Annotated in this window: 13 protein-coding genes; 8 read left to right on the top strand and 5 right to left on the bottom strand. The window is 71.2% G+C overall.

The window, feature by feature from the left end; all coding sequences use genetic code 11:
• The first annotated feature begins 49 nt into the window (after positions 1-49).
• The 3 genes from ACQEVJ_RS07855 to ACQEVJ_RS07845 are packed head-to-tail and all read left to right on the top strand — an operon-like array spanning position 50 to position 4,051.
• Complete coding sequence (locus tag ACQEVJ_RS07855; protein ID WP_433098653.1) at positions 50-1,708, top strand: FAD-dependent oxidoreductase; 1,659 nt, start codon at positions 50-52, stop codon at positions 1,706-1,708.
• A complete protein-coding gene (locus tag ACQEVJ_RS07850; RefSeq protein ID WP_433098651.1) occupies positions 1,705-3,153 on the top strand; it encodes an ATP-binding protein in 1,449 nt (482 codons plus the stop codon). Before ACQEVJ_RS07855 ends, ACQEVJ_RS07850 begins: the two co-directional genes overlap by 4 nt.
• Positions 3,154-3,187: 34 nt before the next feature.
• Positions 3,188-4,051: an NAD(+)/NADH kinase gene (locus ACQEVJ_RS07845; RefSeq protein ID WP_433098649.1), complete on the top strand. Its 864-nt coding sequence runs from the start codon at positions 3,188-3,190 to the stop codon at positions 4,049-4,051.
• 24 nt (positions 4,052-4,075) lie between these two features.
• Here ACQEVJ_RS07845 and ACQEVJ_RS07840 read toward each other — a convergent pair whose 3' ends face one another.
• A complete protein-coding gene (locus tag ACQEVJ_RS07840) occupies positions 4,076-4,495 on the bottom strand; it encodes a MerR family transcriptional regulator (RefSeq protein ID WP_433098647.1) in 420 nt (139 codons plus the stop codon).
• A 55-nt stretch (positions 4,496-4,550) separates the two neighbouring features.
• Here ACQEVJ_RS07840 and ACQEVJ_RS07835 point away from each other — a divergent pair, with 55 nt between their 5' ends.
• Positions 4,551-5,504 (top strand): SDR family NAD(P)-dependent oxidoreductase, encoded by a 954-nt coding sequence (locus ACQEVJ_RS07835; RefSeq protein ID WP_433098645.1) that lies wholly within the window; start codon positions 4,551-4,553, stop codon positions 5,502-5,504.
• A gap of 95 nt (positions 5,505-5,599) precedes the next feature.
• Here ACQEVJ_RS07835 and mgrA read toward each other — a convergent pair whose 3' ends face one another.
• From mgrA to ACQEVJ_RS07815, 4 genes are all read right to left on the bottom strand, one after another.
• Positions 5,600-6,595 (bottom strand): L-glyceraldehyde 3-phosphate reductase, encoded by a 996-nt coding sequence (gene mgrA / locus ACQEVJ_RS07830; protein ID WP_433098643.1) that lies wholly within the window; start codon positions 6,593-6,595, stop codon positions 5,600-5,602.
• Between the two features lie 119 nt (positions 6,596-6,714).
• On the bottom strand, positions 6,715-7,344 hold the full coding sequence (locus ACQEVJ_RS07825; protein WP_433098641.1) for an alpha-ketoglutarate-dependent dioxygenase AlkB: 630 nt from the start codon (positions 7,342-7,344) through the stop codon (positions 6,715-6,717).
• A gap of 29 nt (positions 7,345-7,373) precedes the next feature.
• Positions 7,374-8,036 (bottom strand): hypothetical protein, encoded by a 663-nt coding sequence (locus ACQEVJ_RS07820; RefSeq protein WP_433098639.1) that lies wholly within the window; start codon positions 8,034-8,036, stop codon positions 7,374-7,376.
• 373 nt (positions 8,037-8,409) lie between these two features.
• The gene (locus ACQEVJ_RS07815; protein WP_433098637.1) at positions 8,410-10,521 is read right to left on the bottom strand and encodes an amylo-alpha-1,6-glucosidase; all 2,112 of its coding nucleotides are present in this window, start codon (positions 10,519-10,521) and stop codon (positions 8,410-8,412) included.
• A gap of 147 nt (positions 10,522-10,668) precedes the next feature.
• On the opposite strand from ACQEVJ_RS07815, the gene ACQEVJ_RS07810 reads away from it, so the two are divergent.
• From ACQEVJ_RS07810 to ACQEVJ_RS07795, 4 genes are all read left to right on the top strand, one after another.
• Complete coding sequence (locus ACQEVJ_RS07810; RefSeq protein ID WP_433098635.1) at positions 10,669-11,712, top strand: LacI family DNA-binding transcriptional regulator; 1,044 nt, start codon at positions 10,669-10,671, stop codon at positions 11,710-11,712.
• 37 nt (positions 11,713-11,749) lie between these two features.
• A complete protein-coding gene (locus ACQEVJ_RS07805; RefSeq protein WP_433098633.1) occupies positions 11,750-12,997 on the top strand; it encodes a sugar ABC transporter substrate-binding protein in 1,248 nt (415 codons plus the stop codon).
• Between the two features lie 61 nt (positions 12,998-13,058).
• Positions 13,059-14,144: a carbohydrate ABC transporter permease gene (locus ACQEVJ_RS07800; RefSeq protein WP_433098631.1), complete on the top strand. Its 1,086-nt coding sequence runs from the start codon at positions 13,059-13,061 to the stop codon at positions 14,142-14,144.
• Positions 14,141-14,992 (top strand): carbohydrate ABC transporter permease, encoded by an 852-nt coding sequence (locus ACQEVJ_RS07795; protein ID WP_433098629.1) that lies wholly within the window; start codon positions 14,141-14,143, stop codon positions 14,990-14,992. The genes ACQEVJ_RS07800 and ACQEVJ_RS07795 overlap by 4 nt, the downstream gene beginning before the upstream one ends.
• Positions 14,993-14,997 lie beyond the last annotated feature (5 nt).

The following is a 14,997-nucleotide window of genomic DNA, read 5'->3' as shown; positions in this document are numbered from 1 at the left end:
ATGTCCCGGGGGTCCCGGTCAGCGAAGATCCGCCAGTAACGTGTGAGTTGTGCAGAATGCCGCGATCCTCACCGTCGATGACGACCCTTCCGTCTCCCGGGCGGTGGCTCGTGACGTACGCCGCCGATACGGCGACCGCTACCGGGTGATCCGGGCCGAGTCCGGCCCCAGCGCGCTCGACGCGCTGCGCGAGATCAAGCTGCGCGGCGAGCAGGTCGCCGTCATCCTGGCCGACTACCGGATGCCCCAGATGAACGGCATCGAGTTCCTCGAAGCGGCCATGGACGTCTTCCCGCTGGCGCGCAGGGTGCTGCTGACCGCCTACGCGGACACCGACGCGGCCATCAACGCGATCAACATCGTCGACCTCGACCACTACCTGCTCAAGCCGTGGAACCCGCCGGAGGAGAAGCTCTACCCGGTGCTGGACGCGCTGCTGGAGTCCTGGCTCGCCACCCCCGCGGTGACGATGCCGGAGACCAAGGTCGTGGGTCACCGCTGGTCGGCGCACTCGTTCACGGTGCGCGACTTCCTGGCCCGCAACCTCGTGCCGTACCGCTGGCTGCGGGCCGACGAGTCCGAGGGCGTACGCCTGCTGGCCGCCGCCGGGATGAGCGAGACGGACGTGCCGGTGGTGATCACCACGGCCGGCAAGGCCCTGGCGCGGCCCACGGAGGCCGATCTCGCGGCGCACGTCGGCATGGCGACGACCCCGGCCTCGGATCTCTACGACCTCGCGGTGATCGGCGCGGGCCCGGCGGGTCTCGGCGCCGCGGTGTACGGCGCGTCCGAGGGGCTGCGCACGCTGCTCGTGGAGCAGCGGGCCACCGGCGGCCAGGCCGGGCAGAGCAGCCGGATCGAGAACTACCTGGGCTTTCCCGACGGGGTCTCCGGCGCCCAGCTCACCGACCGCGCCCGCAGGCAGGCGCTGAAGTTCAACACCGAACTGCTCACCACCAGGGAGGTCGTCGGCCTCGAAAGGAGCGGTTCGGCCACCCTGCTGCACTTCGGCGACGGCACCGCCGTGACGGCGCACACGGTCGTGCTGGCGACCGGCGTGTCCTACCGGCTCCTGGACGCGCCCGGCCTGGCCGACCTGACCGGCCGGGGCGTCTTCTACGGCGCCGCCGCCACCGAGGCCCCGAGCTGCGCCGGGGAAGAGGTCTACATCGTCGGCGGGGCGAACTCGGCCGGGCAGGCGGCGGTGTACTTCTCCCGGTACGCCCGCAAGGTGCACATCCTCATCCGGGGAGAGGATCTGACCCGGTCGATGTCGCAGTATTTGATCGATCAGATCGAGGCCATTCCGTCGATCGAGGTCCATCCGCGCACGCAGGTGGTCGGCGGCGAGGGCCGCGACCACCTGGAGCGACTGATCCTGTGCGACGGGCGGACCGGCCTGACGACCGCCGTGCCGACGTCGTGGCTGTTCGTCTTCATCGGGGCGGAGCCGCGCACCGACTGGCTCGGCGACGTGGTCGCCCGCGACGGAGGCGGCTACGTGCTGACCGGCTCCGATTTGCTCATGGACGGCCTCCGCCCGGCCGGGTGGACGCCCTCCAGAGACCCCTATCACCTGGAGTCGAGCATGCCCGGCGTCTTCGCGGCCGGCGACGTGCGGGCCGGATCGGTCAAGCGCGTCGCCTCGGCCGTGGGCGAGGGCGCGATGGCGGTCTCGCTCGTCCACCGTTATCTGGAGGCTCGATGACCGACCACCCGAGTGAGCCGACACTGTCGCCTGACGAGCTGCGCACCCTGTTCCTGTTCGAGGCGCTGGACGACGCGCAGCTCGCCCGGTTGTCGGAGGCGGGCCGGGTGGAGCGGCGGCTCGCCGGGACCCGCGTCTACCAGGAGGGCGACCCCGCCACCTGCTTCTTCGTGCTGCTGAGCGGCACGGTCGCGATGAGCAGGCGGGTGCAGGGCGACGAGGTCGAGGTGAGCCGCACCGGCCAGCGCGGGGTGTACGGCGGCGCCACCCAGGCGTACATCACGGGAGAGTTCTCCCAGCTCTACATGAACACGCTGACCGCGGTCACCGACGCCGAGTTCTTCGTGCTCCCGGCCGAGGTGATCGGGGCGTGCGTGCGCGAGTGGTTCCCGATGGCGATGCACCTGCTCGAGGGGTTGTTCCTCGGCATGCGCGCCACCCAGACGATCGTCGGCGAGCGGGAACGGCTGCTCGCGCTCGGCTCGCTGTCGGCCGGCCTGACGCACGAGCTGAACAACCCGGCGGCCGCCGCCGTACGGGCGACGTCGGCGCTGCGCGAGCGGGTGGCGGGCATGCGGCACAAGCTCGCCATGATCGCCGACGGGCGGCTGGACGGCAGTCAGCTGCACGACCTGGTGGAGCTCCAGGAGGACGCGGTCAAGCGGTCCGCCTCCGCTCCCGACCTCACGCCGCTGGCGCGCTCCGACGCCGAGGACGCGGTCGCCGACTGGCTGGACGAGCACGACATCGTCGGCGGCTGGGACCTGGCGGCGACGCTGGTGGCCGGCGGCCTCGACGCGGCCTGGCTCGACCAGATCGCCGGGGCGGTGGGCGAGGAGAACCGGGAGGCCGCGGTCCGGTGGCTCACCTACACGGTGGACACCGAGCTGCTGATGGGCGAGATCGACGACGCAGTGAACCGGATCTCCGGCCTGGTCGCCGCCGCCAAGCAGTACTCCCAGCTCGACCGCGCCCCGCACCAGACGGTCGACGTGCACGACCTGCTCGACGCCACGCTGACCATGCTGCATGGCAAGATCCCCGAGGGTGTCCGCACGGTCAAGGAGTACGACCGGTCGCTGCCGCCCATCCCGGCGTACGCGGCCGAGCTGAACCAGGTGTGGACCAACCTCATCGACAACGCGCTCGGCGCGATGGACGGCACGGGCACGCTGACCCTCCGCACCCGGCGGAAGGACGGCCACCTGATCGTCGAGGTCGGCGACACCGGCACCGGCATCCCGCCCGAGGTCCGGCCGCGCATCTTCGAGCCGTTCTTCACCACCAAGCCCGTCGGCGAGGGCACCGGGCTTGGCCTGGACATCTCCTACCGGATCGTGGTCAACAAGCACCACGGGGACATCAGGGTGGATTCGCGTCCCGGCGACACCCGGTTCCGGGTCTACCTGCCGGTGGACCAGGCTGCCCCGGAGCCCGTTCGATAGGGCCGCCCGCAGGGCCTGGCCGTACAGTGTGGACATGGGCATGGTCAGCACCGTGGGTCTCGTCCTGCACCCGCAGCGCGACTCCAAGGAGGCGATCGACACGATCGTCGAGTGGGCGCGCAAGCGGAACTGCACGGTGCTCGGGCTGCCCGACGAGGTCGGGCGCATCGACTGCAGCGCGATCGCGGTGGACGCCCCGACCCTGGTGAGGCGCTCCGACCTCCTCGTCAGCCTCGGCGGCGACGGCACGATGCTGCGCACGATGCGCCTGATCGCCGGGCGGCCGACCCCCGTCCTCGGGGTCAACCTGGGACGGCTCGGCTTCCTCGCCGAGATCGACGTGGACGAGCTGGCCCCCGCGCTGTCCGCGATCGACGAGCACAGATACACGGTCGAGCCGCGGATGGCGGTCCGGGCGACCAGCCATGACGGCCGCATGGTGACCGCGTTCAACGACATCGCCCTCGTCCGCATCCCCGGCGACGGGCTCGCGGCCGTCTCCGTCTCGGTCTACGGCGAGCCGTTCGTCCGGTACGCCGCCGACGCCGTGATCGTCTCCACCTCCACCGGGTCCACCGCGTACAGCTTCTCGGCGGGGGGCCCGATCGTCTCCCCCACCGTCGAGGGCTTCCTCGTCGTCCCGGCCGCCGCCCACTCGGCGTTCAACCGGGCGCTGGTCCTGTCGGCCGACGAGGAGGTGACGCTCGACGTGCTCCCGACCAGTGGACAGCTCGCGATGGAGGTCGACGGCGCCATCGGCGGTCACCTGTCTCCCGGCGACCGGCTCACGGTGACCGCGCTGCGCGCCGCCGCCCGCGTGGTGCGGCTCGGGACGACGACCTTCTACGAACGGGCCCGCCGCAAGCTCCGCGTGAACGGCAGCGCCGAGGTCGACTGACCGGCCGCCCTTCACGCCGCTCGATCACCGGGACGGCGTCGGCGACCACAGTCCTGCCGCGGTCCCGTCGCGCAGGTGCCTGCGATAGGTGACCACCTTGTCGTGGATGACGGCGAGGCTCGCGTCGAGCTCGGTGATCCGTGCCCTGACGGTGCGCTCGTGTTCCTCCAGCAGGGCGAGGCGCTCGTGCTCGTTGCCCGGCCCCGACCGTACGAGCTCGGCGAACCTGCGCAGGGTGGCGATGGACATGCCGGAGTCCCGCAGCCGGTTGCACAAGGCCAGCCACTCCACGTCCGCCGGGTCGTACACCCGCTGCCCGCCGGCCGATCGGGGGATCGGACGAAGGAAGAGCCCCTCGCGTTCGAAGAACCGCAGCGCGTGCACGCTCAGCCCGGTCGCCTCCGCGACCTGCCCGATGGACAGAACACCCGTGTGCCTGGTCATGCGGCGGATCGTACAGCTTGACCTAGAGCACACTCTAGTTTCTAGCGTCCTCCTCATGACGACACAGCACAGGATCGGCAGTGGTTTCGGCGCCCGCAGCACCGCGCGCGAGGTGCTCGCGGGAATCGATCTGTCAGGGCGGACGGCCCTGGTCACCGGGGGATATTCCGGGCTCGGCCTGGAGACGACGCGGGCGCTGAGCGCGGCGGGGGCCCAGGTGATCGTCCCCGCGCGCAGGCCGGCGGCGGCGAAGGAGGCGCTGCGTGACATCCCCGGCACGGAGACCCGCGAGCTCGACCTGGCGGACCTGCACAGCGTTCGCGTGTTCGCCGAAACGCTCGTGGAGACCGGCAGGACCATCGACATCCTCATCGCCAACGCCGGAATCATGGCGTGCCCGGAGACCCGCGTCGGCCCCGGGTGGGAGGCCCACTTCGCGGTCAACCACCTCGGTCACTTCGCCCTCGTCAACCGCCTCCGCCCAGCCCTGGCCATCGGAGGGTCGCGGGTGGTGTCGGTGTCCTCCGCCGGCCACTTCGCGTCCGGGATCCGATGGAACGACATCCACTTCCGTCACGGGTACGACAGGTGGCTGGCCTACGGGCAGTCGAAGACGGCGAACATCCTGTTCGCCGTGCGCCTCGACGCGCTCGGGGCCGCCGCCGGCATACGGGCCTTCTCCCTGCACCCGGGCAAGATTCTCACTCCCCTCCAGCGGCACATTCCCCGCGAGGAGCAGATCGCCCTGGGGTGGATCTCTCCCGACGGCACACCCGCGGAGGACTTCAAGACTCCGGAGCAGGGCGCGGCCACGACCGTCTGGGCGGCGACCTCGCCCGTGCTCGAGGATCACGGCGGGGCCTACTGTCACGACTGCGAGGTCGCCGAGCTCGCCACGACCGACGACGCGGACAGCGGAGGGGTCAAGCCGTGGGCGATCGACCCCGAGGAGGCGTCCCGGCTCTGGGACCTGTCGTGCGAGCTCACCGGTGTCGACGCGTTCTCCTGACGCGGGCGGCCGCGCGCGAATCCATCGCTCCCGCGCGCGGCGCACCTCCCCCGGCAGGCGGCCGGCCCCAGGGCTGCCACCGCGTCCGGCCGGCGCTACAACAGGCTTTCGATCCCGGACAGCTCCTCGGCGGTGAGCGGGGGCGCGGCCAGGGCGGCGACGTTCTGTTCGAGCTGTCCGACCGAGCTCGCCCCGATCAGCACGGACGTGACCCGCCGGTCGCGCAGGATCCACGCCAGCGCGAGCTGCGCGAGCGACTGGCCGCGCTCCTTGGCGATCTTGTCGAGGCCGCGAAGGGTCTCAAGGAGATCGGGGGTGAGCCGGTCGCGCTTCAGGAAGTGGCCGACGGCCATCCGCGAGTCGGCCGGCACGTCGCCGTCGAGATAGCGCCCGGTGAGCAGGCCCTGCGCCAGTGGCGAGTAGGCGATGCACCCCGCCCCGGCCCGCTCCAGCGTGTCCAGCAGCCCGTCCTCCACCCAGCGGTCCAGCATGGAGTAGCGCGGCTGGTGGATCAGGAGCGGGGTGCCGAGCTCGCGCAGCACGGCGGCGGCCCGCTCGGTCTGCTCGGCGGAGTAGTTCGAGATGCCCACGTAGAGCGCCTTGCCGGACCGCACCGCGGTGTCGAGGGCGCCCATCGTCTCCTCGATCGGGGTGTCGGGGTCGGGCCGGTGGGAGTAGAAGACGTCGACGTAGTCGAGACCCATCCGGCTCAGCGACCGGTCGAGGCTGGCCAGCAGATACTTGCGCGACCCCCACTCGCCGTACGGCCCCGGCCACATGTCGTAGCCCGCCTTCGTCGAGATGAACAACTCGTCGCGGTAGGGCCGGAAGTCCGCGCGCAGGTGGCGGCCGAAGTTCTCCTCCGCCGAGCCGTACGGCGGGCCGTAGTTGTTGGCCAGGTCGAAGTGGGTGATGCCCAGGTCGAAGGCCCGGCGCAGGACGGCGCGCTGCACGTCGAACGGGTGGCCGTCGCCGAAGTTGTGCCACAGCCCGAGGGAGATCTCGGGAAGCAGCACGCCACTTCTTCCGCTGCGCCGGTACCGCATGTCGTCGTATCGAGCGGGGGCGGGGACGTAGGGGTGCGGGATCATCCGTGGCCTTTCTTGCGCGACTGGGCCGGTCCTTTGCCGCGGCCTTACTCAAGGACTACCAGGAAACCGCACATGTCAACGGCCCGCCCACCGCCCTCGGCCCGGGACGCGCTCAGTGCTCAGCGCACGCCTCTCGGGCGGAACTGGACGCTGATGCGGGCGCCGATCACCTTGGCCGACTTCGGGATCGCGTGCTCCCAGGTGCGCTGGCAACTCCCGCCCATGACGATGAGGTCGCCGTGGCCCAGTTCGTGCCGCACCGTCGGGCCTCCCCCACCGCGGGGGCGCAGCAGCAGCGGGCGCGGGGTGCCGACCGACACGATCGCGACCATCGTGTCCTGCGTGCTCCCCCGCCCGATCGTGTCGCCGTGCCAGGCGACGCTGTCCCTGCCGTCGCGGTAGAGGCACATCCCGGCCGTGCGGAACGGCTCACCGAGCTCCTCCTCGTAGTGGGCGTTGAGCGCGTCCTTCGCCTGGGCCAGCACCGGGTCGGGAAGCTCCTCGTCCTCGTCGTAGAACTTCAGCAGGCGGGGCACGTCCACGACCCGGTCGTACATGTGCCTGCGCTCGGCGTGCCAGGGCACGGCCTCCAGCAGGCGTTCGAAGAGCGCGTCGGCCCCCTCGATCCAGTGCGGCCGCACGTCGATCCAGGCGCCGCGCTCCAGGTGAGCGCGCCGCACCGACGGGCCGAGCGGCCCGACGTGCACATCCTCGCCCCAGTCCAGCAGTGAAGCCTGAAAAGCCGTCATAAGGCCATCATATTAGAACACCTATTCGATCATGCTGCGAGTGAGAAGGAGCGCCGGCCAAGTCGCCACAGCGCCACGGCCAGCCACACCGCACCGAGCGCGATCAGCACGCCGTGGGCGACGCGGATCGCGGGCGTGCCGAAGAACTGGGGGATGAAAAGCAGGAACCCCGCGGCGAGCGGAGCCGCGCTCCATCGCGGGAGCAGGCCCGAGCGCCCGGCGGCGACGGCGGCCAGCGCGGTCCCCACGCCGAGCAGCGCGAGCCCGGCCACGAACATCGTGGCCGCCGCCGGGCCGAACCGGAACTCGTCGGCCAGCGCCAGCAGCGAGGCGTCGCCGTCCCGCACCGCCCTCGCGGCGATGACGTTCAGCCCGAAGACCTCCGCACCGTAGTACGGGAGGGTGAGCCCGGCGCCGACCCACGTCACCACGGCGGCGCGCAGAGCGAGCGGCCGGCCCAGCACCGGGTCCAGCAGCAGGTGCAGCCCGAGCACTCCCAGTGCGAGCAGGACGAACCCGGCCACGGCGAACAGGTGCGCCGCCATCCAGGCGGGCGACGCCATCGCGGCGGCCCCGGACAGCGACGTCTCGTCCGAGTAGGGCCGGACTATGGGATACAGGACGAACAGGATCCCAGCTCCGAGAAAGGACAGGCCGGTCAGCCGGGCACGGGCAAGCGGGGTGGAGGTCATGGCGGCTCCCATCGTCGGACACGACGAACGGAGCTGGGTCATCGCTCCGTTTCGAGAGCAATGCTCTCTGCATGGAACACCGATGTCAACATGAATCACCGCTTCCGGCGCTCGGCGGGGACGGTCCCACGCCGCTCGGGACCGCGATCGCGGTCACTTTTCCTGTCCGAACGGCGGGAACTCCATGCTCCACGGAGGTGCTGGACGCGGTGGCCTTCCGTCACCTCTACGCCGACTGGCCGGCATCCGCTGGTCGGGGAGCTCGAGCTGGCCTATGAGACGGAGACCTTGCGCCTGCCGGACCACCCGGGACTGGCGCTCGCCATCCACACCCCCGACGAAGGCTCCCCTTTCGGACGATCGACCGAGCTCGTCACAGCACGTCGAGGTCGAGGCCCGGCGGCAGGCCGGTGACGGTGGCGTGGCCCGCCGCGTCCACGGCGACGCTCACCTCCGCACCCGCGACCCGCAGCCCCCGGGCCGACAGCGCCCCGAGGGGCGCCCCGGTCATGGGCCGCAGCAGCACCCGCCCCGCAGGCACGTCGGGATACAGACCCAGCGCGGCGTGCGCGATCGTGACCGCCGCGGCGGCCGACCACGCCTGGGGACGGCAGGCCGCCGGGTAGGGCATGGGCCTGCCGAGGCCGGGGCGCGGGTCGGCGCCGTCCCCGGCGTACAGCTCGGGCAGCCGGTAGCCGAACGCCTCCCCCGCCGCGAGCAGCCCTTCGGCGAGCCCGGCCGCCTGCGCGGCGAACCCGGCCCTGGCCAGCCCGGCGAGCACGATGGCGGTGTCGTGCGCCCAGATCGAGCCGCAGTGATAGGACAGCGGGCTGAAGCCGCCGTCGCCGGACGACATCGTGCGCAGCCCGTAGCCGCCGCTCATCATCGGGGCGGCCAGCAGCTTCGCTACCTGGGCCGTCTCCTCCTCCGACAGCAGGCCGGTGCCGAGCAGGTGGCCGACGTTGCTGGTCAGCGCGTCCACCGGCCGCTTGTCGGTGTCCAGCGCGAGCGCGGGGAAGCGCCCGTGCGGGCCGTCCACCCAGAACCGGGCGCGGAACCGCTCGGCCAGCGCCTCGGCGTACGCGTTCCATCTCCTGGCGCCGGGACGGCCGAACGCCTCCAGCAGGGCCGCCGCGTTCCTGGCCGCCTCGTACGCGTAGCCCTGAACCTCGACGAGCGCGATCGGCGGCTTGGCCTGGCTGCCGTCGCGGAACCGGATGGAGTCGCCGGAGTCCTTCCAGCCCTGGTTGGCCAGGCCGCGGGCGGAGGTGTCGATGTACTCCAGGAACCCGTCGCCGTCGGGGTCGGCGAAGTCGGCGAGCCAGCCGAGCGCGGCCTCCATGTTCGGCAGCAGCGCCGCCACCTCGCGCTCGGGCATCCCCCACCGCCACGCGTCGTGCAACAGGCTGATCCACAGGGGGGTGGCGTCGATCGTGCCGTAGTAGGCCGCGGGCAGCCGCAGGCCGTTGCCCTCGACGGTGAACTCGTGCCGCCGCAGCTCGTGCATGATCTTCCCCGGCGCCTCGCCGGAGGCGGGATCCACCCGCGTGCCCTGCCTGCGCGCGAGCACCCGCAGGGTGCCTGCGGCGAGGTCGGTGCCGAGCGGCAGCAGCATCCGGGCGGCCCACAGGCTGTCGCGCCCGAAGAGCGTGAGGAACCAGGGCACGCCCGCGCCGAGGAAGGTGTCCTCGGGGGCGCCGGTCTCCGCCAGCCGCAGCGACCGCAGGTCTTCCAGCGACTGGTGCAGCAGCCGGGTCAGCCGCCGGTCGGCGGCGGTGACCTCGGGCCGGCTCCACTCCAGCGTCCTCGCGGGCGCGACGACGGCGGCGGCGGGGTCGTCCACGACGACCTCCCAGCGCAGCGTCGCCGACCCGCCCGGCGGCAGGCTCAGCTCCCAGCGCAAGCGGGCGCCGCCGCCGGTCTCCGCGCGGGCGTCCTCGCTCACGACCGTGACCCGGATGCCGCCGTTCCGCCACGCCAGGCCCCCTGGATCGGGACCGTCGGGCTCGACCGGAACGGTGTCGCCGCCCGACTTGACCACCTCGATCGGCGCGAAGTCGCAGGCCAGCTCGACGGTGACCGAGGCGGTCACGGCCACCGAGGCGGTGGAGGTGATCTCCACGCGCTCGCTCATGCCGTACGCGCCGACCTCGCGGACGCGTTCGAGCCGCACGGTGGGGTCGGGGTGGGGGTCGCCGAGCCAGCGGGCGAGCGAGACGAACCGGGTGCGCCCGGCCTCCTCGTGGACGTGGCCGATGGCCTCGGGCTCGCGGCCGTCGACGAGCAGCGTCGCCTGCGACAGCGCCCGGTGATCGGCGTGGAAGAGCCCCTGGACGCCGAAGGGGCGGATCTGGCCGTCAGCGCCGCTCAGCGCCCCGGTCGGCGCCGTGACGGTGCTGACCAGCTCGTGCAGTGGCGGTTGCAGGCGGTACGCCGTGCCGGTGGCGAACTCGCCACCCGGACCGGACGTGTCTCCGACGAGCACCGATGGGCCCTCCTGGATCGAATCGCCCCGGCTTGACCTTGACATGTGGTCGCCGGGGGTGCACATTGCGAAACATTCGGTTTATTTTGATCGATCTAATCATGCCTTACTCCTCCTTGAACGTTCAAACCCCCAGAAGGGCACAGCATGACCGAAAAGGTGACGATCGCCGACGTGGCTCGGCTCGCCGGCGTGTCACGCCAGACGGTCTCGAACGCCCTGAACAGCCCCGACGTCGTCCGTGAGGAGACCAGGGAGCGGGTGCTGCGGGCGGTTGAGGAGCTGGGCTACCGGGTCAACCAGGCGGCCCGCCAGATGCGCACCGGCCGGTCCAGGCTGATCGCCATCCGGATCGAGCCCGACCGGGACGGCATCAACGGCTCGGTGCTCGACCGCTTCCTGCACGGCCTGACCGAGTCGGCGGCGCAGTCCGGTTACCGGGTGCTGCTCTACACCGCCGCCGACGACCAGGCCGAGGTCGACACGTTCGAGGACCTGCTCGGCGCGTACGAGCCGGACGCGTTCGTGCTGACCAGCACCCACCACGGCGACCTGCGTACGGCCTGGCTGCTGGACCGCAAGGTGCCGTTCGTCACCTTCGGTCGCCCCTGGAGCGCGGACTCCGCGGGCACTCCCCACGCGTGGGTGGACGTGGACGGAGCGGCCGGCACGGCCGCGGCCACCCGCCACCTGCTCGACGCGGGCCATCGCGCGATCGGCTTCCTCGGCTGGCCGTCCGGCTCGGGGGTCGGCGACGACCGCCGCGAGGGCTGGGCGCGCACGCTCGCCGCGGCGGGCGTGGACCCCACCGGCTTGAGCCGGGCCACCAGCGACGGCGTCGCCGACGGCGAGAAGGCCGCCCACGACCTGCTGCGGTCGGACCTCGGCGTGACCGCGCTCGTCTGCGTCAGCGACTCGCTCGCGCTCGGCGCGCTGCACGCCGCCCGCTCCCCCGGCCTCGCCTGGCGGCCCGGGGGCGGCACGGCGGAACGGCCGGTCGCGGTGATCGGCTTCGACGACACGCCGGTGGCCAAGGCCGTCGGCCTGACCAGCCTGAGCCAGCCGCTGGCGCAGGCCGCCGCGCACTGCGTGGCGCTCCTCACCACACTCCTCGACGGCCAGACGGACCCCGGCGAACCGCCGGCGAACGTGCTGCTCGAACCCTCGCTGGTCGTCCGCCAGTCGGCGTGAACCGGCACATCCCCCTCAAAGAAGATCGGGAATGCTCATGAAGAACAGAACCGTACGGACGGCGGTGCTCGGCGCCGCCTGCGCCGCCCTCCTTTCCTCGGCCGCCTGCGGCAGCGGTTTCGACGACGACAAGGCGTCCGCGCCCGCCCAGCAGAGCGGCGGCCCTGCCGATCTGCAGATCCTCATCGGCTCCTCGGGCGACGCGGAGACCGCCGCGGTGAAGGACGCCGCCGCGTCCTGGGCGCAGAAGTCGGGCTCGAAGGCGACCGTGACCCCTGCGCAGGACCTTGCCCAGCAGCTCGGCCAGGCGTTCGCGGGCGACAACCCGCCCGACGTGTTCTACGTGGACGCCTCCCGGTTCGCCGACTACGCGAGCGTGGGGGCGCTGGAGCCGTACGCGGACAAGCTGTCCGGGGCGTCGGACTTCTACCCGAGCCTGCGCACCACGTTCACCTACGACGGCAAGTTCTACTGCGCGCCGAAGGACTTCTCCACCCTGGCCCTGGTGATCAACGATGACCTGTGGGCCAAGGCCGGGCTGGGCGAGGGCGACGTGCCCACCACCTGGGACCAGCTCAAGGCGGTGAGCGAGAAGCTCAAGGCCAAGGGCGTCACGCCGGTCGCGATCGGCGACACGCGCGACCGGGTCGGCGCGTTCATGGTGCAGGCGGGCGGCTGGATCACCAGCCCCGACGGCAAGCAGGCGACGGCGGACACCCCGGAGAACCTCAAGGCCCTCGAGTACGTCAAGTCGCTGCTCAAGGACAAGCTCGCCCAGTTCCCCAGCCAGCTCGACGCGGGCTGGGGCGGTGAGGCGTTCGGCAAGGGCAAGGCCGCGATGACTATCGAGGGCAACTGGATCAAGGGCGCCCTGAAGGCCGACTTCCCCGACGTGAAGTACAGCGTGCACGAGCTTCCCGCCGGGCCGAAGGGCAAGGGCACGCTGTCGTTCACCAACTGCTGGGGCATCTCCGCGAAGAGCAAGTACAAGCAGCAGGCGATCGACTTCGTCGAGGCGATGACCACCGTCGACCAGCAGATGGCCTTCGCCAAGGCCTTCGGCGTCATGCCCTCGCGGCAGTCCGCGAAGGACGCCTACACCCAGGAGTTCCCCGCCGACGGCCCGTTCGTGAACGGTGCCGACTACGCCCAGGGCCCGGTCAACGCGCCGAAGATGACCAGCGTCCTGGCCGACTTCGACACCGGCATCCAGAAGCTCACCTCCAGCGACCCGAAGGCGCTGCTGGAGCGCGTGCAGAAGAACACCCAGGCCGCCCTCGGCTGACGCGAGACGGAGCGGGCCCCGGCCGTCACGGCCGGGGCCGCGCCGACCGGAAGGAGTGACCGTGGCCGACATCGCATCCGCACAGGCCACGCGGCCCGGGCCCCGGCTGAGCGCCGCCATACGGGAGAACATCGCGGGCTGGCTGTTCGTGGCGCCGGTGGTGGTGATCCTGGGCCTGTTCATGCTGCTGCCGATCCTCATGGCGATGTGGGTCAGCCTCACCGACTGGAACGGTCAGGGCAGCCCGTTCCGCTCGGGCGTGCCGTTCGTCGGGACGGAGAACTACACCCGGCTGTTCACCGAGGACGGCCTGGCCCGCCAGGACTTCATGACCAGCGTGCGGAACAACTTCTACTACGTCGTGATCGTCGTGCCGGCCCAGACGGTGCTGGCGCTGGGCCTCGCCCTGATCGTGAACAGCAGGATGCTGAAGGGGAAGACGTTCTTCCGCGCCGCGTTCTTCTTCCCCTCGGTCACCAGCTCGGTGGCGATCAGCGTGGTGTTCCTGTTCATCTTCGCCAACTCGGGCGCCGTGACCGGCCTGCTGAAGCTGTTCGGAATCGACGGCCCGCAGTGGTTCTCCGACTCGCGGGGCGTGCTCCACCTGCTGCTCGGAGGGCTCGGCCTGGTCGACCCGGCCAATCCGCCGGCGGCGCTGACGGACGGCGGGCCGTTCGGGCTGCCGTGGTGGGAGTGGCTGTCCGGGCCGAGCGTGGCGATGTGCACGATCATCATGCTGGTCGTCTGGACGACGTCTGGAACGTTCATGTTGATGTTCCTGGCCGCGCTCCAGAACATCCCGGTGACGCTGGAGGAGGCGGGCATGCTCGACGGGGCCGGACGCTGGCAGCGCTTCCGGCACATCACGCTCCCGCTGCTGAAGCCCACGCTGTTCCTGGTGCTGACGCTCGGCCTCATCGCGACCTGGCAGGTCTTCGACCAGGTCTACGTGATGAGCCAGGGCAACCCGGCCAAGACCACCCTCACGCCGGCCTTCCTGTCGTACCAGACGGCCTTCCGGAGCTTCGAGTACGGCTCGGGGACGGCCATCTCGTTCGTGTTGTTCGCCATCATCGTCGTGCTCGCGCTGGTCCAGCGGTGGATCATGCGCGACCGCGACCCCGCCCGCCGCACGAGGAGGTCGTGACCGTGAAACGCCGGGACGCCCGCTCGCTCGCCTCCACCTTCGCGGGCTACTTCGTGCTGGTCTTCTTCGCGCTGGTCTTCCTCTACCCGTTCGTGATCCAGGTCGCGAACTCGTTCAAGACCGAGCCGGACGCCGCCGCGAACGCGCTGTCGCCCATCCCTCACCCCTTCACGACCAGCGGCTACGAGAAGGTCTTCCTCAACACCGACCTGCCACTCTGGCTGGGCAACTCGCTGCTGGTGACGATCCTGGTCACCGCCGGACGGGTGCTGCTGTGCTCGATGGCCGGGTACGCGCTGGCACGGATCCGCTTCCGGGGCCGCAAAGCGCTGTTCTCCGCGGTCATCGGGGTCATGGCCGTGCCGCCCGTGGTGCTGTTCGTGCCGAAGTTCCTGGTGCTCAACCAGTTCGGCCTGTACGACAGCTACACGGCGCTGATCCTGCCCCTGATCGTGGACGCCTCGGGCGTCTTCATCATGAAACAGTTCTTCGAGTCGGTCCCGGTGAGCGTGGAGGAGGCCGCGCGCATCGACGGCGCGGGGGTGTGGCGGACGTTCTGGTCGGTGGTGCTGCCGATGGCGCGGCCGGCCCTGATCACCCTCACGATCATCTCCTTCCAGGGGAGCTGGAACGAGTTCGCGCATTCGCTGGTGGCGGTGCAGAGCCCCGAACTGTTCACGCTGCCGCGAGGGATCGCCGACCTGGTCAGCGGCTCGCTCGGCAAGGGCACGCAGTATCCGCTCAAGCTGGGCGCCGCCGTGCTCGCCACGATCCCGGTGGCGGTCATCTTCGTGGTGTTCCAGCGCTACTTCGTACGCGGCGCGAACGAGGGCGCGGAGAAGGGCTGACGACC

Origin of the sequence: Microbispora sp. CA-102843, assembly GCF_050936215.1 — a bacterium.
Lineage (GTDB): Bacteria > Actinomycetota > Actinomycetes > Streptosporangiales > Streptosporangiaceae > Microbispora.
The sequence above is the reverse complement of the archived record's forward strand: the minus strand, read 5'-3'. Positions and strand labels throughout refer to the sequence as shown.